At 70.5% G+C, this 21,675-nt stretch carries 17 protein-coding genes; 13 read left to right on the forward strand and 4 right to left on the reverse strand.

Annotated elements, in window-relative coordinates; translation table 11 throughout:
- Position 1: 1 nt before the first annotated feature.
- The 13 genes from A9977_RS32230 (at position 2) to A9977_RS32290 (ending at position 16,524) form a co-directional block, all read left to right on the forward strand.
- A complete protein-coding gene (locus A9977_RS32230; RefSeq protein ID WP_183028904.1) occupies positions 2 to 643 on the forward strand; it encodes a type II secretion system protein J in 642 nt (213 codons plus the stop codon).
- A complete protein-coding gene (gene gspK / locus A9977_RS32235) occupies positions 640 to 1,656 on the forward strand; it encodes a type II secretion system minor pseudopilin GspK (RefSeq protein WP_183028905.1) in 1,017 nt (338 codons plus the stop codon). Before A9977_RS32230 ends, gspK begins: the two co-directional genes overlap by 4 nt.
- A gap of 122 nt (positions 1,657 to 1,778) precedes the next feature.
- Entirely contained in the window at positions 1,779 to 2,984 is a 1,206-nt protein-coding gene (gene gspL, locus A9977_RS32240) for a type II secretion system protein GspL (protein ID WP_183028906.1), read from the forward strand.
- Positions 2,981 to 3,541, forward strand: a complete 561-nt coding sequence (gene gspM / locus A9977_RS32245) for a type II secretion system protein GspM (RefSeq protein ID WP_183028907.1) — start codon at positions 2,981 to 2,983, stop codon at positions 3,539 to 3,541. The genes gspL and gspM overlap by 4 nt, the downstream gene beginning before the upstream one ends.
- A gap of 11 nt (positions 3,542 to 3,552) precedes the next feature.
- Entirely contained in the window at positions 3,553 to 4,350 is a 798-nt protein-coding gene (gene gspN, locus A9977_RS32250; protein ID WP_183028908.1) for a type II secretion system protein N, read from the forward strand.
- Between the two features lie 2 nt (positions 4,351 to 4,352).
- Positions 4,353 to 6,635, forward strand: a complete 2,283-nt coding sequence (gspD, locus tag A9977_RS32255; RefSeq protein WP_183028909.1) for a type II secretion system secretin GspD — start codon at positions 4,353 to 4,355, stop codon at positions 6,633 to 6,635.
- 13 nt (positions 6,636 to 6,648) lie between these two features.
- Complete coding sequence (gene gspE, locus A9977_RS32260) at positions 6,649 to 8,067, forward strand: type II secretion system ATPase GspE (RefSeq protein ID WP_183028910.1); 1,419 nt, start codon at positions 6,649 to 6,651, stop codon at positions 8,065 to 8,067.
- Between the two features lies 1 nt (position 8,068).
- On the forward strand, positions 8,069 to 9,301 hold the full coding sequence (gene gspF, locus A9977_RS32265; RefSeq protein WP_183028911.1) for a type II secretion system inner membrane protein GspF: 1,233 nt from the start codon (positions 8,069 to 8,071) through the stop codon (positions 9,299 to 9,301).
- Between the two features lie 5 nt (positions 9,302 to 9,306).
- Entirely contained in the window at positions 9,307 to 10,206 is a 900-nt protein-coding gene (locus A9977_RS32270) for a 5'-nucleotidase (RefSeq protein WP_183028912.1), read from the forward strand.
- A gap of 238 nt (positions 10,207 to 10,444) precedes the next feature.
- Positions 10,445 to 10,624: a hypothetical protein gene (locus tag A9977_RS32275; protein WP_183028913.1), complete on the forward strand. Its 180-nt coding sequence runs from the start codon at positions 10,445 to 10,447 to the stop codon at positions 10,622 to 10,624.
- 20 nt (positions 10,625 to 10,644) lie between these two features.
- Positions 10,645 to 12,891 (forward strand): phosphocholine-specific phospholipase C, encoded by a 2,247-nt coding sequence (locus A9977_RS32280; RefSeq protein WP_183028914.1) that lies wholly within the window; start codon positions 10,645 to 10,647, stop codon positions 12,889 to 12,891.
- Positions 12,892 to 12,910: 19 nt separating this feature from the next.
- On the forward strand, positions 12,911 to 14,308 hold the full coding sequence (locus tag A9977_RS32285; protein ID WP_183028915.1) for an 8-oxoguanine deaminase: 1,398 nt from the start codon (positions 12,911 to 12,913) through the stop codon (positions 14,306 to 14,308).
- 206 nt (positions 14,309 to 14,514) lie between these two features.
- Positions 14,515 to 16,524 carry a lipoxygenase family protein gene (locus A9977_RS32290; RefSeq protein WP_183028916.1) on the forward strand — a complete coding sequence of 670 codons (2,010 nt, stop codon included), beginning with the start codon at positions 14,515 to 14,517 and terminating at the stop codon, positions 16,522 to 16,524.
- Between the two features lie 10 nt (positions 16,525 to 16,534).
- Here the strand turns inward: A9977_RS32290 and A9977_RS32295 are convergent, their stop codons facing one another.
- Genes A9977_RS32295 through A9977_RS32310 form a run of 4 tightly spaced genes read right to left on the reverse strand, consistent with a single transcriptional unit; the run spans position 16,535 to position 21,513 of the window.
- Positions 16,535 to 17,662: a TIGR03364 family FAD-dependent oxidoreductase gene (locus A9977_RS32295; RefSeq protein ID WP_183028917.1), complete on the reverse strand. Its 1,128-nt coding sequence runs from the start codon at positions 17,660 to 17,662 to the stop codon at positions 16,535 to 16,537.
- Positions 17,662 to 19,377, reverse strand: a complete 1,716-nt coding sequence (locus A9977_RS32300; protein ID WP_183028918.1) for a putative 2-aminoethylphosphonate ABC transporter permease subunit — start codon at positions 19,375 to 19,377, stop codon at positions 17,662 to 17,664. The genes A9977_RS32295 and A9977_RS32300 overlap by 1 nt, the downstream gene beginning before the upstream one ends.
- A gap of 2 nt (positions 19,378 to 19,379) precedes the next feature.
- Positions 19,380 to 20,453, reverse strand: coding sequence for an ABC transporter ATP-binding protein (locus A9977_RS32305; protein WP_183028919.1), 1,074 nt, complete (start codon positions 20,451 to 20,453; stop codon positions 19,380 to 19,382).
- A gap of 25 nt (positions 20,454 to 20,478) precedes the next feature.
- Positions 20,479 to 21,513 (reverse strand): putative 2-aminoethylphosphonate ABC transporter substrate-binding protein, encoded by a 1,035-nt coding sequence (locus A9977_RS32310; protein WP_183028920.1) that lies wholly within the window; start codon positions 21,511 to 21,513, stop codon positions 20,479 to 20,481.
- Between the last annotated feature and the right edge of the window lie 162 nt (positions 21,514 to 21,675).

The following is a 21,675-nucleotide window of genomic DNA, read 5'->3' on the forward strand; positions in this document are numbered from 1 at the left end:
CATGCGCACCCGAAGAAGCGCCGGCGGGTTCACGCTGATCGAGCTGATGGTCGCGATCGCGGCCATGGCCCTGCTCGCCATGATGAGCTGGCGCGGCATCGACGGCATGACGCGCGCCCAGGCACAGACCCAGGCCCGCGGCGATGCGGTGCTCACGCTGCAGACCACCCTGTCGCAGTGGTCGACCGACCTCGATGCCACGGTGGCCCTGACGCAGTTGCGGCCGCTCGACTGGAACGGCAGCGTGCTGCGGCTCACGCGCCGCAGCGCGGACAACGCCCAGCCCGCGCTCTACGTGGTGGCCTGGGCGATGCACGCCGACGCGGCCGGCGCCACGCAATGGCAGCGCTGGCAGTCCCCGCCCATCGTCACCCGCGTCGAGTGGCAGCAGGCCTGGGACCGCGCCGGCGCCTGGGGCCAGGAGGGTGTGGTCGCCGGCGGCAGCGCGCTGTCGCTGGTCCCGCTGGCGAGCTGGCAGCTAGCCTATTTCCAGGGCGGCGTCTGGACCCAGGCGGTCAGCACCGAGACCAACGCGATTCCCGAGGGCATCCGCCTGGTGCTGCAGCTGCCGCCCGGCGCCGCCCTGACCGGCACATTGACCCGCGACTGGGTCAAGCCCACCGCCGCGACGCCCAAGACATGAACCCGCGCCCCACCTTCCGCCCCGGCCGGCAGGCCGGTGCCGCCCTGCTGGCCGCGATGCTCACGGTCACGCTGGTGGCCACCTTCGCCGCCGCGGCGCTGTGGCAGCAGTGGCGCGCGACCGAGGTCGAATCGGCCGAGCGCGCGCGGGTCCAGGCCTCGTGGGTGCTGATCGGCGCGCTCGACTGGTCGCGCCTGATCCTGCGCGAGGACGGCCGCAACCCCGACAACGACAACCTCACCGAGCCCTGGGCGGTGCCCCTCGAGGAAGCGCGCCTGTCGAGCTTCCTGGCGGGCGACAAGAACGTGTCGAGCGACGCGCTGGAGGGCCTGCCCGATGCCTTCCTGTCGGGCCGCATCGTCGACGCGCAGTCCAAGCTCAACGTGATGAACCTGGTCAACGAAGGCAAGCCGGTGCCCGCGGCGGTCGCGGCCTTCGTCAAGCTCTTTGCGCTGCTGAGCCTGCCGCCGCAGGAGGTGGCGACCATGACCAATGCCCTGCAACGCGCCAGCCCGCCACCGGCCGTGCCCTCCCCGAACGGCGGCACGCCGGTCAGCCCACCGACGGACGACACCGGCAAGCCGCTGATCCCGCAGCAGGTCTCGCAGCTGGTCTGGCTCGGCGTGTCGCCGGCCACGGTGGCGGTGATCGAGCCGTACGTCACGGTGCTGCCCGATCGCACCCCGCTCAACATCAACACCGCCAGCGCCGAAGCCCTGTATGCGAGCATCCCCGAGCTCGACCTCGCGGGGGCCCAGCGCCTGGTGAGCCAGCGGGCGCGCAGCTACTTCCGCAAGCCGGACGACGCCAAGCCCTACATGGGCTCGGCGCAGTTCCCCGATGGTCAGCATGCCGTGCGCACCAACTACTTCGAAGTGCACGGCCGGCTGCGCCTCGACCGCCATTGGGTGGACGAGCATTCCCTGGTGAAGCGCAACGGCATGGAACTCAGCATCGTCTGGCGCGAACGGGGTGCCGGCGTGACCTTGCCCACGGACAAGGTGACACGTTAAACGTGCTGACACAAAGATCATTTAAAAGTGCCGCGAGCACGCACCGGCACTGAATCGATCGCTATGAAGTCCATAGCGAACGCGGTCAGCCCTCTCCTACAATAGCCCCCTTTTCGACCGCCATGCCCTTGCTCATCGTCACCCTTCCCCCTCCACCGGCGCCCACCGGTGGCGAGTACGGCTGGGCGATGTGGTCTGCCGATGGCCGCAAGGCACGCGGCGAAGGCAATGCCCTGCCCGCCCTGCTGCCCGCCAGCGACGAGCTCGTGCTGGCCCTGCCCGCGGCCGCGCTGTCCTGGCACCAGGTGACGCTGCCGCAGGGCAGCCTGAGCAGCAGCTCGCGCCTGCGCGCCGTGCTCAACGGCCTGCTGGAAGACCGGCTGCTCGAGGAGCCCGAGAACCTGCACTTCGCCCTCGAGCCCTCCGCGGCCACGGGCAAGCCGGTCTGGGTCGCCGCCTGCCACAAGGCCTGGCTGCGCAGCGCGGTCCAGGCGCTCGAAGGCGCGGGCCACCGCGTCAACCGCATCGTCCCCGAATTCACGCCGCAACCCGCCGGCGCACCACCGCGGCTGTTCGCCACCGGCCAGGCCGAGAACGCATCGCTCACGCTGTGCGACGGCCAGGGCGTGCTGTCGCTGCCGCTCGCGCCCGCCGGCGTCAGCGCGCTGGGCAACCTGCCCGAAGACACGATCGCCTCGGCCGAGCCGGCGGTGGCCGAACTGGCGGACGAATTGCTCGCGCACCGGCTGCCGATCACCAAGCCGGCCGAGCGCTGGCTGGAGGCTGCGCAGTCGGGCTGGGACCTGGCGCAGTTCGATCTCGCCTCCACCGGCCGCGCGCGCGCCGGCAAGAAGCTCGGCGCGATCGTGCAGGCGCTGTGGCGCGGCCCGCAGTGGCGTGCCGCGCGCTGGGGCGTGCTGCTGCTGCTGGTCGCGCAGCTCGTCGGCGTGAACGCCTGGGCCTGGAAGGAGCGCCGCGCGCTCGACGCCAAGCGCGGCACGGTCCGCAGCATCCTGGCCCAGACCTTCCCCTCGGTGCCGATCTATGAACCCCAGCTTCAGATGAGCCGCGAGGTCGCCGCGCTGCAGCAGGCCACCGGCGGCGTGTCGCCGGCCGACCTCGAGCCCATGCTCGGCGCGCTGGCCAGCAGCCTGCCGCCCGGCCGCGTGCCCACCGCCGTCGACTACAGCGGCGGCCAGCTGCGCCTGCGCGGCCTGGCCCTGGGCATGGCCGAGACCAGCACCCTGTCGGCCACGCTGGCATCGCGCGGCTACAGCGCCCGCAGCGAAGGCGACCTGTTGCTGGTGCAGGCGGAGGCCCAACGATGAGCCCGTGGATCGACAAGCTGCAAGCCCGCTGGGACGCCTGGTGGCCATCGCTCGCACTGCGCGAACAGCGCCTGGTCCAGGGCATGGTCGCGCTGCTGCTGCTGGCGCTGCTCTGGTGGGTGGGGCTGGCGCCGGCGCTGCGCACCCTGGCCACCGCCCCGGCCGCCCATGCCGAACTCGACGCCCAGCTGCAGCGCATGAGCGCGTTGCAGATCCAGGCCAAGGCCCTGCAATCGCAACCTCGCGCCAGCCGCGACGAAGCCCTGCGCGCCATCGAATCCTCGGTGCAGCAGAGCCTGGGCAGCAATGCGCAGATCCAGGTCGCCGGGTCCGGCGAAGGCGTGCTGGTCACGCTGCGCGGCACCTCGGCCGACGGCCTGGCACAGTGGCTGGCCCAGGCGCGCGGCAACGCCCGCGCGGTGCCGCGCGAAGTGCACCTGACGCGCTCGCAGGCGGGTGCCGCCCCGGCGCCGCGCGGCGCCACGGCCGCCCCCGCCCCGACCGATGCCCTGGTGCGCTGGGACGGCACGCTGGTCATGAACCTGCCCGCGAAGTGAGGCCGCTCCGCATGGCGCCCCGCTCCTCTTCCCAGGCCCCGCCCAGCGCCGGCTGGCGCTGGGCGCTCGTCGGGGCCTTGCTGGGCGCGCTCGCGACGCTGGCCTTCTACGCGCCGGCGCGCTGGCTGGCCGCCGGCCTGGCCCAGGCCAGCGGCAACCAGCTGCAACTCATCAATGCGCGCGGCACCGTCTGGAACGGCCAGGCTGGCGTGGTGTTCTCCAGCGGCGGACGCGGGGCCGAATCGATCTCGCTGCCCGGCACCCTGAGCTGGACGCTGCGGCCGGGCTGGGGCGCCGTCAACGCGGCCTTCACGCTGCCCTGCTGCGCCCCGCAACCCCTGCGCCTGCAGGTGCGGCCCCGCACCGACGGCGCGCTGCTCGCCTGGGGCGACGGCCGCTCGAACTGGCCGGCAGCCATGCTGAGCGGCTTCGGCGCGCCCTGGAACACGCTCAAGCCCGAAGGCATGCTCGAACTGTCGACGCAGGCCTTCGTCATGGAACTCAAGGGCCGGACACTCGGCCTCTCGGGCCGGGCCACGCTCGACGCCACCGACATCTCGTCGAGTCTCTCCACGCTGCGCCCCATGGGCAGCTACCGCGTCACCATCGAGGGCGGCCCCGCGCCGAGCCTGTTGCTGACCACCCGTGAAGGCAGCCTGGTGCTCAGCGGCAGCGGCCGCTGGAACGGCACCGCGATGCGCTTCGACGGCGAGGCCAGTGCGGCCCCGGGCCGCGAAGACGCGCTTTCGAACTTGTTGAACATCATCGGGCGGCGCCAGGGCACGCGCTCGCTCATCACACTGGGTTGACCATGAAGCATCTGTCTTCTCACGGCATGCGCCTCGGCCTTGTCGCACTCGCGGCACAGGTCCTGATGACCGCCTGCCTTCCCGCGGCCTTCGCGCAGGATGCACCGCGCCGCGGCGAGCCGATCACGCTGAACTTCAGCAGCGCAGAGATCGAATCGGTGGCGCGCACCATGGCCGTGATCACCGGCCGCGACGTGGTGGTCGATCCGCGCGTCAAGGGCACGATCAGCCTGCAGACCGACCGCGCGATTCCGCCCGCGGCCGCCTTCAACCAGTTCGCCGCCGCGCTGCGGCTGCAGGGCTTCGCGATCGTCGAGGCCGACGGCCTCTACAAGATCGTGCCCGAGGCCGACGCCAAGCTGCAGAGCAGCACCGTGGTCAGCTCCACCGGCGCCGCGGCCCGTATGAGCGGCAACCAGATCGTCACGCAGGTCTTCAAGCTCAACTACGAGGCGGCCAACAACCTGCTGCCGGTGCTGCGCCCGCTGATCGCGCCGAACAACGCCATCAACGTGAACCCCGGCAACAACTCGCTGGTGATCACCGACTACGCCGAGAACATGCAGCGCCTGGCGCGCATCGTGGCCTCGCTCGACGTGCCCAACGCGTCGGACATCGAGGTGATCCCGCTGCGCCACTCGGTGGCCACCGACATGGTGCCGCTGATCACGCGGCTGATCGAAGGCGGCAGCGCCACCGGCCCGGCGGGCGCCGCGCCCGGCACGGTCGACGCCACCTTCCGCACCACGCTGGTGGCCGACCCGCGCAGCAACGCGCTGATCCTGCGCGCGGCCAACCCGGCGCGGGTCCAGCTGGTGCGCACGCTGGTCGACAAGCTCGACCGCCCGGCCTTCGACAACGGCAACGGCGCGGCCGGCAACATCTACGTGGTGTACCTCAAGAACGCCGACGCGGTGCGGCTCGCCACCACGCTGCGCGCCGCTATGTCGACCGATGCGCGCGGCACCGGCGGCAACTCCGGCGCGGCCGGCACGCTGGGCAGCGCCACCAACCCGCAGACCGCGGGCCAGACCGGCACCAACAGCCAGAGCGGCAGCACCACCAGCGCCGCGGCCACCACGCCGCTCAACAACGCCAACCAGCCCTCGACCGGCGGCCAGATCCAGGCCGACCCCTCGACCAACTCGCTGATCATCTCGGCGCCCGAGCCGCAGTACCGCCAGCTGCGCGCGGTGATCGACAAGCTCGACAGCCGCCGCGCGCAGGTGATGGTCGAAAGCCTGATCGTCGAGGTCAATGCCGACAAGGCCGCCGAGTTCGGCGTGCAGTGGCAGACCGCCATCGGCTCCACCGGCGCGGTCGGCACCAACTCCAGCCTCGGCGGCCAGAACATCTTCAACCTGTCGGCGGCCACGGCGGCCGGCGGCGTGCCCTCGCAGCCCTCGAGCGGCTTCAACATCGGCCTGGGCACCAAGATCAACGGCGTGAACGCGCTGGGCCTGGTGGCGCGCTTCCTGCAGAGCAACGGCGAAGGCAACGTGCTCTCCACGCCCAACCTGCTGACGCTGGACAACGAGGAAGCCAAGATCGTGATCGGCCAGAACGTGCCCTTCGTGACCGGCCAGTACACCAACACCGGCAGCAGCAGCACCAACGTCAGCCCGTTCCAGACCGTGGAACGCAAGGACGTCGGCCTGACGCTGCGCGTGCGCCCGCAGATCAGCGAGAACGGCACGGTCAAGATGACCATCTTCCAGGAAGTGTCGAGCGTGGTCGCGGGCACCGCCAACAACACCAACGGGCCGACCACCTCCAAGCGCTCGATCGAATCGAGCGTGCTGGTGGACGACGGCAGCATCATCGTCATCGGCGGCCTGCTGACCGACGAGTACACGCGCGCCGACGAGAAGGTGCCCGGCCTGGGCGACATCCCGGTGCTCGGCAACCTGTTCAAGAGCGAGACGCGCAGCCGCAAGAAGACCAACCTGATGGTGTTCCTGCGGCCGATGGTGCTGCGCGACAGCATCAGCGGCGAGGCGCTCGCGACCGAGCGCTACGACATGCTGCGCACCCTGCAGCAGAACCTGCAGCCGGCCACCGACAACGTGATGCTGCGCGGCGTGACCGAGGCGCCGGTGCTGCCCCAGCTGCCCCAGTTGCTGCTGCAGCCGACGCCCGAGTCGAACGACAGCAGCCGCCGCATCGAGGGCACGCGCCTGATCCCGCCGCCGATGATCGACAACAGGGTCGCGCCCAAGGACACGCCGCTCAAGGGCACGCTGCCCCCGACCGCCGACCCCGCGACCACGCGCGAACTTCCCTGAGCACCGACGGGCGATGCGTTACCCCCTCCCCTACGCCTTCGCGCGTGCCCAGCAGCTGCTTCTGGAAGAGGCCGACGACGGCAGCCTGACGCTCTGGATGCCGCGCGACCCGCCGCGCAGCGCGCTGGGCGAAGTCGCGCGCCGCTTCGCGATCAAGACCTTCGAGCCGCTGCCGACCGAGCAGCTCGCGCAGCGCATCAGCGCCGCCTACTCCAACGGCGAATCGAACGCCGCCACCGTGGTCAGCGAGGTGCAGGGCGAGGCCGACCTCTCGCGCATGATGCAGGAGCTGCCGGCGGTCGAGGACTTGCTGGAATCGGCCGGCGACGCGCCCATCATCCGGATGCTCAACGCCCTGCTCACGCAGGCCGCGCGCGACGGCGCGAGCGACATCCACATCGAACCCTACGAGCGCACGTCGTCGGTGCGCTTTCGCATCGACGGCACGCTGCGCGAGGTGGTCAAGCCCAACCGCGCGCTGCATGCCGCGCTGATCTCGCGGCTGAAGATCATGGCCGACCTCGACATCGCCGAGAAACGCCTGCCGCAGGACGGCCGGATCTCGCTGCGCATCGGCACCCGCGCGGTCGACGTGCGCGTGTCGACCCTGCCCAGCGCGCACGGCGAACGCGCGGTGCTGCGGCTCCTGGACAAGAACGAGAGCAAGCTCACGCTCGAATCGGTGGGCATGCTGGGCGACACGCTGTCGCGCTTCGAGACCCTGATCTCGCAGCCGCACGGCATCATCCTCGTGACCGGCCCGACCGGCTCGGGCAAGACCACCACGCTGTACTCGGCGCTGGCGCGGCTCGACGCCACGCGCAGCAACATCATGACGGTCGAGGACCCGATCGAGTACGAGCTGGCCGGTGTCGGCCAGACCCAGGTCAACGCCAAGATCGACCTGACCTTCGCCAAGGCCCTGCGCGCGATCCTGCGGCAGGACCCGGACGTGATCATGATCGGCGAAATCCGCGACTTCGAGACCGCGCAGATCGCGATCCAGGCCTCGCTCACCGGCCACCTGGTGCTCGCCACGCTGCACACCAACGACGCGGTCAGCGCCGTCACCCGGCTCACCGACATGGGCGTCGAGCCCTTCCTGTTGAGCTCCTCGCTGCTGGGCGTGCTCGCGCAGCGGTTGGTGCGCCAGCTGTGCCCGACCTGCGCCACGCGCTCGGAGAACGGCGAGGTAGTGCCCGTGGGCTGCGACGCCTGCGGCCACACGGGCTACCAGGGCCGTACCGGCATCTTCGAACTGCTGGTGGCCGACGAGGCCGTGCAGTCGCTGATCCACAGCCGCGCGCCCGAGAGCCAGATCTTCACCGCGGCCGAACGCGGCGGCCTGCGCTCGATGCGCGCCGACGGCGAGCGGCTGGTGCAGGCCGGCGTCACTTCACGCGCCGAACTGCTGCGCGTGACGCGAGACTGACGTGCCCGCCTATTCCTTCGAAGCCATTGACGCCCAGGGCAACGCCCGCAAGGGGGTGCTCGAGGCCGACACCGCGCGCAACGCACGCGGCATGCTGCGCGCGCAGCAGCTGATCCCGCTCGAAGTCACCATCGTCGGCAACGCCAACGCGCAGCGGCGCGAGGCGGGCGGCTGGCGCAAGCTGTTCGGCGGCGCGCGGGCCTTCAGCACCACCGAGCTGGCCGTGTGGACACGGCAGATCGCCGGCCTGGTGTCGTCCGGCCTGCCGCTGGAACGTGCCCTCACCGCCCTGACCGACGAGGCCGAGCGCGAGAACCAGCGCAACCTCGTGGCCTCGCTGCGGGCCGAGGTCAATGCCGGCTCGCCCTTCGCGCGCGCGCTGGCGCAGCACCCGCGCGAGTTCTCGCCGATCTACACCGCGGTCATCGGCGCCGGCGAGCACAGCGGCAACCTGGGCCTGGTGCTCGAACGCCTGGCCGACGACCTCGAACAGCGCCAGGCGCTGCAGCAGAAGCTGGTGGGCGCGGCGCTCTATCCGGCCATCGTCACGCTGGTGGCGATCGTGATCGTGATCTTCCTGGTGAGCTATGTGGTGCCGCAGGTGGCCAACGTGTTCGCCGGCACCAAGCGCGCGCTGCCCTTCCTCACGGTGGCGATGCTGGCGCTGAGCGACTTCGTCCGCAACTACGGCTGGACCATGCTGATCGCCATCGTGGCCGGCACGGTCGCCATCCGCACCGCGCTCGCACGGCCGGCCTTCCGCGAGAAGTTCGATGCCGCCTGGCTCAACCTGCCGCTGGTGGGCAAGCTCGCGCGCGGCTACAACGCGGCGCGCTTCGCCAGCACGCTGGCCATGCTGACGACCGCCGGCGTGCCGATCCTGCGCGCGCTGCAGGCCGCGGCCGAGACGCTGAGCAACCGCGCGATGCGCGCCGACGCGCTCGACGCGCTGGTGCTGGTGCGCGAAGGCGCGCCGCTGGCCTCGGCCCTGGCACAGAAGAAGCGTTTCCCCGGCATCGTCTCGATGTTCGCGCGGCTGGGCGAGCAGACCGGCACGCTGCCGCTGATGCTGCAGCGGGCGGCCACCCAGCTCGGCGCCGAAGTGCAGCGCCGCGCGATGCACCTGGCCACCATCCTCGAGCCGCTGCTGATCGTCGGCATGGGCGGGGTCGTGATGCTGATCGTGCTGGCGGTGCTGATGCCGATCATCCAGCTCAACCAGTTCGTGAAATAAACGCCATGGCCGCCACCCTCGACGACAAGCTGGTGGTGGCGATCTCCTCGCGGGCGCTGTTCAACCTCGAGGAAGAGAACCGGATCTTCGAGTCGGGCGACAACGAGGGCTACATGCGGCTGCAGCTCGAGCGCATCGACCAGCCGGCCGCCCCGGGCATCGCCTACTCGCTGATCCGCAAGCTGCTGCGCTTCAACGACGACGGCGTACAGCGGGTCGAGGTGGTGATCCTCTCGCGCAACGACCCGGTCTCGGGCATGCGCATCTTCCGCTCCAGCACCGCCGCCGGCCTGCCGCTGCAGCGCGGCGTGTTCACCCAGGGCCGCGCGCCCTTCGGCTACCTGCGTGCGCTGCGGGCCCACCTGTTCCTCTCGGTCAACGCGCAGGATGTGCGCGAGGCGCTGCACGCGGGCTTTCCCGCGGCGCGCGTGCTGGTCGAATCGGTCAAGGCCAGCGACGCCTTTCCCAACGAAGTGCGCATCGCCTTCGACGGCGATGCGGTGCTGTTCAGCGACGAGGCCGAGCGGGTGTTCCAGGCCGAGGGGCTCGACGCCTTCCAACTGCACGAATCGAGCAAGGCCGAGCTGCCCCTGCCCGAGGGGCCGTTCAAGCCGCTGCTGATGGCCCTGCATCGCCTGCAGATGGCCGGCAACGCCTCGATGCGCATCCGCACCGCGCTGGTCACGGCGCGCAGCGCACCGGCACACGAGCGCGCCATCCGCACGCTGATGAACTGGAACATCCGCGTCGACGAGGCGATGTTCCTGGGCGGCCTGCCCAAGGGCGAGTTCCTGCGCGAGTTCGAGCCCGACTTCTTCTTCGACGACCAGACCGGCCACGTCGATGCGGCCGCGCGCCATGTGCCGGCCGGGCATGTGAGCAGCGGCATCAGCAACGAGTCCTGAGCGCCGCGCGCGACGCCGGGTCGCGCATTCTTCCCTGCGGTTCTCCACGCCCCGAGGCGCCTCGGGCGCGATCTCGATGCACGCCATGTCATGGAACGTTCATCGCGAGGTCATGCCCGCTGCCTAGCCTTGGGCCGCGGTCCGGTCCACGGACCTCCCCACGCCTTCACGAGCGAAATGCAGGCCATCGCGCCCGCGCCGACGCTCTGTCGATCACAACAACACCCGGAGGTCTCTCATGCGAATCTCAACCCTTGGCACGCGTCTCGCGACCGTGCTCGTCCTGGCCGGCGCCCTCTCGGCCTGCGGCGGCAGCAGCGACAACGGCGCAGCGGCGCCCACCCCGCCCACGACACCGACCCCACCGACCACGCAGCCCGACACCGGCGTGGCCCCCGTGATGCGCTGCGCGCCATGAACGATCCGAAGAAGCAAGCCATGAATTCCCGTCGCAAATTCCTCACCGGCACCGCCACCACCGGCCTGGCCGCACTCTCGCTGAGCGCCTTCCCGCCCAGTATCCGCCGCGCGCTCGCCATTCCCGCGAACAACAAGACCGGCACCATCCAGGACGTCGAGCACATCGTGATCCTGATGCAGGAGAACCGCTCCTTCGACAACTACTTCGGCACGCTGCCGGGCGTGCGCGGCTTCGGCGACCGCTTCACCGTGCCGCTGCCCGGCGGGCGCAACGTGTGGCAGCAGGCCGACGGCAACGGCCGGCTCGTGCTGCCCTACCACCTCGACCAGTCCAAGGGCAACGCGCAGCGCGTGAAGGGCACGCCGCACGAATGGGACGACAGCCAGAACGCCTGGGACGGCGGCCGCCTCTCGCAATGGCCGCGCTACAAGACCGATGCGTCGATGGGCTACTTCAAGGAAGCCGAAGTGCCGTTCCAGTTCTCGCTGGCCAACGCCTTCACGCTGTGCGACAGCTACCACGCGGCGATGCACACCGGCACCGATGCCAACCGCTCCTTCCACCTCACGGGCACCAACGGCCCGACCGCGCAGGGCGTGGCCTACGTCAACAACGAATGGGACTGGCTGGACGGTCGCGCGTCCGCGGTGAACACCGGCTACACCTGGAAAACCTACGCCGAGCGGCTCGAGGACGCGGGCGTGAACTGGATCTGCTACCAGAACATGCCCGACGAATGGGGCGACAACATGCTGGGCGCCTTCCGCCAGTTCCGCCGCGCCAACCGCGCCTCGGCCTTCCCGGTTTCCAGCGGCGGCGGCCCCGGCGCGCCGTATTCCAACCCCGGACAGGCCGTGCCCTACCACGCCTACGACGCGGCCAGCGACAACCCCGGCAACCCGCTCTACAAGGGCATCGCCAACACCCTGCCCGGCACCAAGCCCGAGGAGTACCTCGACGCCTTCCGCAAGGACGTGCTGGCGGGCCGCCTGCCGCAGGTGAGCTGGATCAGTGCGCCCTCGGCCTACTGCGAGCATCCAGGCCCCTCCAGCCCGGTGCAGGGCGCCTGGTTCATCCAGGAGATCCTGGACGCCCTGACCGCCGCGCCCGAGGTCTGGAGCAAGACCGTGCTGCTGGTCAACTTCGACGAGAACGACGGCTTCTTCGACCACGTGCCTTCGCCTTCGGCGCCCTCGCTCGACGCCAGCAAGAAGCCGGCCGGCAAGACCACGCTGGCCGATGCCGACCTGGCGCACGAGTACTTCACGCAGCCGCCGCCCGCGGGCAGCAGCTCGCAGCCCCCCACCGACAGCCGCGTCTTCGGCCCCGGCCCGCGCGTGCCGATGTACGTGATCTCGCCCTGGAGCCGCGGCGGCTGGGTCAACTCGCAGGCCTTTGACCACACCTCGGTGTTGCGCTTCATCGAGGCCCGCTTCGGCGTCAAGGAGCCGAACATCTCGCCCTTCCGGCGCGCGGTGTGCGGCGACCTCACGAGCGCCTTCAACTTCGCCACGCCCAACACCGAAACGCTGCCGACGCTCGGCGGCCGCCTGAGCCGGGACCAGGCTGACCAGCTGCGCACCGACCAGGGCAAGCTGCCCCAGGTGCCGCTGCCGCTCGATCCGCAGCTGCCGCGCCAGCCCACGGGCACCCGCCCTTCGCGCGCGCTGCCCTACGAGCTGCACGCGAGCGCCAGGACCGATGCCCTCAACGGCAAGGTGCAGCTGCTGTTCGCCAACAGCGGCAAGGCCGCCGCGGTGTTCCATGTCTACGACAAGCTCAACCTCGACCGCCTGCCGCGCCGCTACATGGTCGAAGCGGGCAAGACGCTCGACGACGCCTGGAGCGCGATGAGCGACAACGCCGGCGCCTACGACCTCTGGGTGCTTGGCCCGAACGGCTTCCATCGCCACTTCAAGGGCAACCTCAACACGTTGCGCGCGGGCGGCGCCGCGAGTCCTGAAGTGCGCGTCTGCTACGACATCGCCAACGGCAACGTCTACCTGAGCATGCGCAACGACGGCAAGACCGCCTGCCGCTTCACCATCGTCCCCAAGGCCTACCGCAACGACGGCCCCTGGACCGCGGAAGTGGCCGGCGGCGCCAGCGTGGACCAGCACTGGGAGCTCGCGGCCAGCGGCCAGTGGTACGACTTCGCGGTCACCTGCGACAGCGACCCGGCCTACTACCGCCGCTTCGCCGGCCGCGTGGAAACCGGCAAGCACACGGTGAGCGATCCGGCGATGGGCTTGTCCGAACGCTGAGCGGCGGCAGAATGCCGGCATGCTGATCCTTCGACATGCCGACGTTCTGGTCACCATGGACGCCGCGCGGCGCGAAATCGCCGACGGCGCCGTGGTGTGCGATGGCCCCGCGGTGGCCTGGGTGGGCCCCACGGCCGAGTTGCCCGCCGTGTACCTGGAGGCGTGGCGAAACGGCCAGGCCGAGGCCATCGACCTGCACGGCCACGTGCTGACGCCGGGCCTGGTCAACACGCACCACCACATGTACCAGAGCCTGACGCGCGCCGTGCCGGCCGCGCAGGACGCCGAGCTCTTCGGCTGGCTCACCAACCTCTACCTGCTCTGGGCCGGCCTCACGCCGGAGATGGTGCGCGTGTCGACGCAGACCGCGATGGCCGAGCTGATGCTCTCGGGCTGCACCACCACCAGCGACCACCTCTATCTCTTTCCAAACGGCGCGCGGCTCGACGACTCGATCGAGGCGGCGCACGCCATGGGCATGCGTTTCCACGCGGCGCGCGGCAGCATGAGCGTGGGCCGCAGCCAGGGCGGCCTGCCGCCCGATGCGGTGGTCGAGACCGAGGCCGCGATCCTGGCCGACAGCGAACGCCTGATCGACCGCTGGCACGACGCCTCGCGCCATTCGATGCGCCGCATCGTGCTCGCGCCCTGCTCGCCCTTCTCGGTCTCGCGCGAGCTGATGCGCGAGTCGGCGGTGCTCGCGCGCACGCGGGGCGTGTCGCTGCACACCCACCTGGCCGAGAACGACAACGACGTCGCCTACTCGCGCGAGAAGTTCGGCATGACGCCGGCCGAATACGCCGAGGACCTGGGCTGGGTCGGCCGCGACGTGTGGCATGCCCACTGCGTCAAGCTCGACCCGGCCGGCATCGCGCTGTTCAGCCGCACCGGCACCGGCGTGGCGCACTGCCCCTGCTCCAACATGCGGCTCGGCTCGGGCATCGCACCCGTCGGCGCGATGCGCCGCGCGGGCGTGCCCGTGGGCCTGGGCGTGGACGGCAGCGCCTCGAACGACGGCGCCCACATGCTGGGCGAGGCCCGGCAGGCCCTGCTGCTGCAGCGCGTGGGCCACGGCCCGGCCGCGATGACCGCGCGCGAGGCGCTGGAGATCGCGACGCTGGGCGGCGCGCAGGTGCTGGGCCGCGACGACATCGGCGCGCTCGCGCCGGGCATGTCGGCCGACCTCGTGGCCTTCGACCTGCGCGGCGTGGCGCATGCGGGCGCCGGCCATGACCCGGTGGCGGCCCTCGTGTTCTGCACGCCGGCCTCGACTGCGTTGAGCGTGATCGACGGCCAGGTGCGCATCCGCGCCGGACGCTTCACCGGCCTCGAGTTCGCGCCCCTGCTCGCGCGGCATCGCGCGCTGGCGCAGGCGCTGTACGAAGGCGCAAGGCATCCGCACGCCGCCGACCGCTGAAGCCGGTCGCCTTTCGTTCGGCTTTCGCCCCAGGACGAAAAGCCCCGCCCAAACGGCATTTTTCCTCGCATTCGCGCGGCAGGCGAAGACCGGCGTTGCCAAGGCCAGGGCCCCTCCACAGAATCCGCAGCCGAATGGAACGAGCGTTCGATCCGGCTGTCACCTCTTCGAACGCTCCAGGAATCACAACGTCAGGGAGTTCAACGATGAAGCGCAGAGAGATTCTCAAATGGTCCGCCTCGATGGGGGGCCTCGGCCTGCTCGCCGGGCAGGCATCGACCGCGTCGGCGGCCGTCCCGGTCCTCCAGCCCCGGCTGCCGCAGAAGCTGGATCCGCTCAGCGCCGCGGCGCGGCGGCTCGAGCTGGCCGGGCGCCAGGCCACCTATGTGTGGACCGAATCGCACATCAACCTCGCCGGCGTGCCGATGGGCGCGGTGGTGCCCCCGGGCGAGCTGCCCGCGCTCGAGCACCAGTTGAAGACGCTCACCAAGGCGCTCGAGGCCGTGACCAACTTCGCGGCCTCCTTCGTCACCAGCGCACAGGCCCCGGGCAGCCTGCAGGCGCTCGACAACCTGCGCACGCGCCTCGCGAGCCTGCAGGCGGCCTTCGACCAGCTGCTGGCCGCGAACGGCGGCCTGCTCACCCTGCCGGCCACGGCCCTGAGCCTGCTCGCCGGACTGGTCGGCACCGCGGGCGACATCGGCACGCAATTGCGGCAGATCCACCAGCAGCTGCTGTCGCAAGGTCCGCTGAACGCGCTCGGCGGCCCCAAGACCGTGGCGCAGTACGACGCGCTGTTCGTGACCATCGAGAAACCGGCGATCTCGCAGCTGCTGCACGACAACGACCTGTTCGCCGCCATGCGTGTCGCCGGACCGAATCCGATGCTGATCCAGCGCGCCTCGGCACTGCCCGCCAAGTTCCCGCTCGGCGACGCGCAGTATCGCCAGGTGATGGGCGCCGGCGACAGCCTCGCCGATGCCGCGGCCTCGGGCCGGCTCTACCTGCTCGACTACCAGGACCTGGGCGACATGGCGCCCCAGGGACCGACGAGCAAGCCGCTCACGGGCACAGGCTATGCCGCGGCACCGATCGCGCTGTTCGCACGCCCGAAGGCCGGCCGCTCGCTGGTGCCGGTCGCGATCCAGTGCGGCCAGGACGCGACGCGCAACCCGATCTTCCTGCGCGTCGACGACACGGCCAATGCCGAGGCCTACTGGGCCTGGCAATCGGCCAAGACCGTGGTGCAGGTCGCCGACTTCAACTACCACGAGATGTTCGTGCACCTGGGCCGCACGCACCTGATGTCCGAGGCCTTCGCGATGGCCACGCAGCGCCAGCTGGCCACCGCGCATCCGCTGAGCCGGCTGCTGTCGCCGCACCTCGAGGGCACGATGTTCATCAACGAGGCCGCCACGCTGCTGATCATGGCGCCGCTGACCACGGGCGACGTGATCCTCACCGCACCCATCGAGACGCTGCAGCGCGAGTGCGGCCGCGACCGGCTGGCCTATGACTTCTACGAGCGCATGATGCTGCCCAACGACCTGCGCGCGCGCGGCGTGGACGACACGGCGGCGCTGCCCGACTATCCCTACCGCGACGACGCGCTGCTGGTGTGGAAGGCGATCGCGCAGTGGGTCGGCGACTACGTCGGCACCTACTACCTGAGCGACGGCGACGTCACCGCCGACTACGAGCTCAAGGCCTGGGCCACCGAACTCGCGACCCAGGGCAAGGTGCACGGCTTCCGGCCGATCACCACGCGGGCCCAGCTGGTCGACGTGCTGACGGCGATCCTGTTCAACACCAGCGCGCAGCATGCGGCCGTGAACTTCCCGCAGTACTCGGTGATGACCTACGCGCCCTTCAGCGCCGGCACTTCCGGCACGCCGGCCCCCGTCACGCGCACCGGTCAGACCGAGGCCACCTGGTCGCAGATGCTGCCTTCACGGCTTGCGGCGCAGGAGCAGATTCTGCTGTTCCACGTGCTCGGAGGCGTGTACTACCGGATGCTCGGCGAGTACAAGGACAACGCATTCCCGCACCTGCCGGTGCTGATCGACCCGGCCATCGCGGGCCCCGGCGGGCCGCTGGAGCGCTTCCGCCGCGCGCTCGTCGGCATCGAAGCCACCATCCGCCAGCGCAACGCGACACGATCGCGCCCTTACGAGCACCTGCTGCCGAGCCGCATCCCGTCGAGCACCAACATCTGAGCGGCCGGCGTCACCAAGCCTCGAAGACGTCGTTCGCAATGCCGAAGCCGGTGCTCGCGCCGCTGCCGCTCGTGACCAGCACCACGCGCGTGGCGTCGTCGGGCGCATCGATGACGCAGGGGGTGGTCTTCGACGAGGGGTAGACGCCGGTCCAGCGCTCGGTGACCTGCGCGGCCTCGAGGTTCAGCGTGCTGCGCAGGTGGCGCAGGATGAGCTGGTCGACCGCCTCCATCGCGAAGGGCTCGGGCGCGTCGGCGTAGTGGTGCGGATCGCCGACCACCAGCGAGCCGTCGGCGCTCTGCACCACGATCAGGTGGATGCCGTGCGCCAGCGACGCCGCCTCTTCGTCCTGCAGCCGCGCGCGCAGGGCCGCGGCCTCGGGCAGGCGGCTGTAGCCCTCGTAGCGCACGAGGCTCAGGTCCGTCATCACCGCGCCCGGCAGACGGAAACCGGCTTCGGGTTGGACGCGCAACATCTGCAGGCGGCACAGCGTGAGGTCCTGCGCAGCGATGCGATCGGCGAACAGGCCGTGCAGCTCGGTGTGGGTGCAGACCACCACGCGCTCGGCGTGCAGTGTGCCGCGCGAAGTGCGCACCCGCGGCGTATCGACCTCGTGCACGCTTTCGCCGAAGCGGAACACGACGCCATGCGCTTCGGCCAGCCACTTCGTGAGCAGGCCGATGGCGGTGCGCGATTCGACGCGCAGCTCGTGCGGGCTGAACAGCACCGACTGCGCATCGGCCAGGCTCAGGGCCGGCGCCCTGGCCTGTGCATCGTCTGCGTCGAGCAGTTGGCAGCCTTCACCCATCGGCGTGCGCATGAAGGCTTCGAGCACCGCATGCGCCTCCGGGCGATAGGCCGCCAGCCAGAGGTGGCGGTGCACGATGTCGATGCCGGCCTGCGGTGCGACCGCGTTCCACACCTCGCGGCTGTGCATCGCCCGGCGCCACATGTCGCCCGGTGCCTGGCCGGTGACGGTGATGAAGCCGAAGTTGCGGATCGATGCACCGATGGCGGCCGCATCGCGCTCGACCACGCACACCTGGAGGCCGCGCTGTGCCGCGGTGTAGGCATGGGCCAGGCCGACGATGCCGGCGCCGACGACGACCAGGTCGAAGTGTTGGGTGACGTCGGGCATCAGCGGTGCCTCCAGGCCTGGGTGCGTCGGATCGCCCAGTGCCCCGCGAGCGCGAACACGCCCCGGCCGATGACCGCGGTGAGCATGATCAGCGAGGCCATGGCCGCGGCGGGCGCCACGTCGCCGGCATCGTCCATGTTGAGCACGGCGATGGCGGCCAGCGTGGTCTGCGGCGAATAGAGGAACACCACGGCCGACACGGTGGTCATCGCGTTGACGAAGAAATAGCCGCCCACGTTGAGCACCGTGGGCAAGGCCACCGGCAGGTGCACGCGCCACAGCGTGCGCCAGAAGGGCACGCCCATCGACTCCGACACCAACTCGTACTCGCGGTCGAGCTGGCGCAGCGCGGTGAGCGAGGTCAGGTGCGCCACCGAGAAGAAGTGCGCCACGGTGCACACCACCAGGATGGTCATGCTGCCGTAGATGGCGCGCAGCGGGTTCGACGGCGAGATGAAGAAGAAGATGTAGCCCACGCCCAGCACCAGCCCCGGCACCGCCAGCGGCAGGTTGGCCAGCAGGTTGAGCAGCTCGCGCAGCAGGCCGAAGTGGCGCGGCTTCTCGACCAGGTAGGCCGAGACGAAGGTGAGCAGCGCGCCCGCCACCGCCGCGCACACGGCCAGGCGCAGCGAGTTGAAGTAGCTGCCCCAGCCGCCGCCGTCCATGTTGCTGAAGTCGTAGTTCTTCAGCGAGGGCGTGAGCTTGTAGGGCCAGTAGGTGGCCAGCGAGGCGAACACGGCCATGCCGATCATCACCAGGATCGCGAGCGCCGTGAACACGCAGAAGGCCAGCAGCGCGCGGTCGCGCGCGCGCACCGGCTCGGGCTGGTAGGGCGTGGCGCGCGCCGACAGCGCCGCGGCCTGCCGGCTGCGCACGCGGCGCTCGACCAGGAAGGACAGCACCGCCGGGATCAGCAGCACCAGCCCGACCACCGCGCCCATCTGGAAGTTCTGCTGGCCCACCACCTGCTTGTAGATGTCGGTCGCGAGCACGCCGGTCTGGCCGCCCACCACCTTGGGCACGCCGAAGTCGGTGATGACCAGCACGAACACCACCATCGCGGCCACGATCAGGCCATAGCGCGAAGCCGGCAAGGTGACCGTGCGGAAGATGCGCCAGCGCGAGGCGCCCATGGTCTGCGCGGCCTCGTAGAGCCGGCCATCGGAGGTGGCCATGGCGGTGGTGAGGATCAGCAGCGCATGCGGCAGCGTCCAGAACACCGAGCCCAGCACGATGCCCAGCGGCCCGTAGATCGACACCTCGCCCAGCAGCCCCTTGAACAGGCCCTGGTTACCGAACAGGTAGACCAGGCTGATGGCCGGCAGCAGCGAAGGCGCGAGCAGCGGCACCAGCGCCACCGCGCGCAGCAGGCCCTTGGCCGGCATGCACGACAGCGTGAGGCCGTAGGCGTAGACATAGGCGATGGCCGTGCAGATCACCGCGCTGATCGCCGCCAGCCAGAGGCTGTTGAAAGCCGACTGCACCAGCGCGGGGTTGTCGAGATAGCGCGCGAAGTTGGCCAGGCCGACGAAGGCGCCCGCGCGGTCGAAGAAGCTCTGGCCGACCAGCGCGCCGACGGGCAGCGCGACGATCACGACCAGCAGCGCCACCATCAGCCCCACGGCGACGCCGGTCAGCCAGCGCTCGCGGTCGAAGGCGCTGCTGCGCGCCATCGCCACCGGCGGTACGGCGACGGCGCCCGGAAGACTGCTCATGCTCAATGCGCCAGAACGGACAGTGCGTTCAGGGGAAGCTGGATGTGCACCATGCTGCTGGGCACCAGCGGCTCGCCGCCATCGCCGCGCGCATCGGCCGGCAGCTCGACCTCGATCTCGGTGCCCAGCGCTTCGCAGGCCAGGCGGGCCGAGGTGCGGTGACCGAAGAACTCGGTGTCGAGCAGGCGGGCCGCGAAGCTGTTGACGCCCAGTTCCGAACCGAAGCGCGAGACCACCACATGCTCGGGCCGGATGCCCACGGTGACCTGCGCGCCCACGCGCAGGTCACCCGGGGCGCAGACCAGCTCGCTGTCGCGCACGCGCACCTTGCCGTTTGCCAGCACGGTCGCGGGCAGCATGTTCATGCGGCCCACGAAGCCCGCGACGAAGCGGGTGCGCGGCTGGCGGTAGAGCTCGCCGGGCGTGCCGGCCTGCGCGATGCGGCCGTCGTGCATCAGCACCACGCGGTCGGCCATCGACAGTGCTTCCTCCTGGTCGTGCGTGACCATGATGGTGACGATGCCCAGGCGCTTCTGCAGCGCGCGGATCTCGCTGCGCAGGCTGGCGCGCACCTGCGCGTCGAGTGCCGACAGCGGCTCGTCGAGCAGCAGCAGGCGCGGATTGGGCGCCAGGGCCCGTGCCAGCGCCACGCGCTGCTGCTGGCCGCCCGAGAGCTGCACCGGGTACTTGTCGGCATGCGCGGCGAGGCCGACCAGGTCGAGCATCTCGCGCGAGCGTCTGGCCATCTCGCGCGCCAGCGCGCCGGTGGGATGCAGGCCGTAGGCGATGTTCTGCGCGGCCGTCAGGTTGGGGAACAGCGCGTACGACTGGAACACCACGCCGAAGCCGCGCGCCGCCGGCGGCAGGCCCGCGATGTCCTGGCCGCCCAGCAGGATCTGGCCGCGGTCGGCGCGCTCGATGCCGCAGACGATGCGCAGCAGCGTGGTCTTGCCGCAGCCCGAGGGGCCGAGCAGGCAGACGAACTCGCCGGGCTCGATGTCGAGATCGATGCCGTCGAGCACGCGGGTGGCGCCGAAGGACTTGCCGATGCCGCGCAGGGAAAGAAAGCTCGTCATGTGCGGCGGCGGTCTCGGGGCCCGGTCAGAGGGGCTTCTTCTCGGACTTCGACTCGTAGCGCTTCGACCACTCCGTCAGGATGCGCTCGCGGTTGGACGCGGCCCAGGTGAAGTCGTTCTTGGCCAGCAGCTTCTCGACGTCGCCCGGCACGAACTCCAGCTTCTCCTGCACGCCCGGCAGCGCCAGCACCGCGAAGTTCTTCGCATAGAGCTCGTTGGCCTGCTTGGTCACGGCCCAGTCGGCCAGCGCCTTGGCGGCGTCCTGCTTCTTGCTGGTCTTGAGGATGCCGGTGGCCTCCATGTCCCAGCCCAGGCCTTCCTTGGGCAGCACGATGTCGATGGGCGCGCCGTCGCGCTTGGTCTTGTTGGCGCGGTATTCGAAGGACATGCCCAGCGCGAACTCGCCCGCGCCGGCCTGGCGGCAGGGCTTGCTGCCCGACTGGCTGTAGATGCCGATGTTCTGGTGCAGCGCGTCCATGTACTTCCAGGCCTTGTCCTCACCCATCATCTGGATCCAGCCCGAGACCATCAGGTAGCCGGTGCCCGAGGCGGCCGGGTTGGGCATGGTGACCTGGCCCTTGTAGACCGGGTTGGTCAGGTCGGCCCAGCTGATGGGCTTGGGCAGGTTCTTCTTCTGCGCCTCGACGGTGTTGAAGCAGATGGCCGAGGACCACACGTCCATGCCGACCCATTTGGGCGGGTTGGCCGGGTCGCGCATGGTGGGCTTGATGGCGTCCAGGCCCTTGGGCGCGTAGGGCTGGAGCATGCCTTCCTTGTCGAGCAGCATCAGCGAGGTGGCGGCCAGGCCCCAGACCACGTCGGCCTGCGGGTTGGCCTTCTCGGCCAGCAGCTTGGCGGTGACGATGCCGGTGGAGTCGCGCACGAACTTCAGTTCGATCGTCGGGTTCTCCTTCTCGAACGCAGCCTTGTAGGCCTGCACCTGGTCGGCTTCGAGCGCGGTGTAGACCAGCAGCTCGGTGCGGCCCTGCGCGGCCACGGTGAAGGCCATCGAGAGCAGGGCGGCCGGCACGAGGGCCCAGCGGAAAGAACGACGCAGCATGTTGGGGAGTCCCTAGGAAAGAAGGAGGGGACGTGCGCGAAGCACGTCGACACAGGTCAACGCGGCGATGCTCGCAGTGCCATGTGACAGAGATTTGTCAGACCCGTGACCGGTGTCTTGCGCGCTCCGGCCGCTCGCCTGTCATGCCGGCGTCACCGGGCC

The sequence above is a fragment of the Variovorax sp. UMC13 genome (genome assembly GCF_014170375.1).
Lineage (GTDB): Bacteria > Pseudomonadota > Gammaproteobacteria > Burkholderiales > Burkholderiaceae_C > Variovorax.

Bases quoted from the DNA above. Each gene is read 5' to 3' on its own strand.
- A9977_RS32230 (WP_183028904.1), top strand. From the start codon at position 2: ATGCGCACCCGAAGAAGCGCCGGCGGGTTCACGCTGATCGAGCTGATG.
- gspK (WP_183028905.1), top strand. From the start codon at position 640: ATGAACCCGCGCCCCACCTTCCGCCCCGGCCGGCAGGCCGGTGCCGCC.
- gspL (WP_183028906.1), top strand. From the start codon at position 1,779: ATGCCCTTGCTCATCGTCACCCTTCCCCCTCCACCGGCGCCCACCGGT.
- gspM (WP_183028907.1), top strand. From the start codon at position 2,981: ATGAGCCCGTGGATCGACAAGCTGCAAGCCCGCTGGGACGCCTGGTGG.
- gspN (WP_183028908.1), top strand. From the start codon at position 3,553: ATGGCGCCCCGCTCCTCTTCCCAGGCCCCGCCCAGCGCCGGCTGGCGC.
- gspD (WP_183028909.1), top strand. From the start codon at position 4,353: ATGAAGCATCTGTCTTCTCACGGCATGCGCCTCGGCCTTGTCGCACTC.
- gspE (WP_183028910.1), top strand. From the start codon at position 6,649: ATGCGTTACCCCCTCCCCTACGCCTTCGCGCGTGCCCAGCAGCTGCTT.
- A9977_RS32270 (WP_183028912.1), top strand. From the start codon at position 9,307: ATGGCCGCCACCCTCGACGACAAGCTGGTGGTGGCGATCTCCTCGCGG.
- A9977_RS32275 (WP_183028913.1), top strand. From the start codon at position 10,445: ATGCGAATCTCAACCCTTGGCACGCGTCTCGCGACCGTGCTCGTCCTG.
- A9977_RS32280 (WP_183028914.1), top strand. From the start codon at position 10,645: ATGAATTCCCGTCGCAAATTCCTCACCGGCACCGCCACCACCGGCCTG.
- A9977_RS32285 (WP_183028915.1), top strand. From the start codon at position 12,911: ATGCTGATCCTTCGACATGCCGACGTTCTGGTCACCATGGACGCCGCG.
- A9977_RS32290 (WP_183028916.1), top strand. From the start codon at position 14,515: ATGAAGCGCAGAGAGATTCTCAAATGGTCCGCCTCGATGGGGGGCCTC.
- A9977_RS32295 (WP_183028917.1), bottom strand. From the start codon at position 17,662: ATGCCCGACGTCACCCAACACTTCGACCTGGTCGTCGTCGGCGCCGGC.
- A9977_RS32300 (WP_183028918.1), bottom strand. From the start codon at position 19,377: ATGAGCAGTCTTCCGGGCGCCGTCGCCGTACCGCCGGTGGCGATGGCG.
- A9977_RS32305 (WP_183028919.1), bottom strand. From the start codon at position 20,453: ATGACGAGCTTTCTTTCCCTGCGCGGCATCGGCAAGTCCTTCGGCGCC.
- A9977_RS32310 (WP_183028920.1), bottom strand. From the start codon at position 21,513: ATGCTGCGTCGTTCTTTCCGCTGGGCCCTCGTGCCGGCCGCCCTGCTC.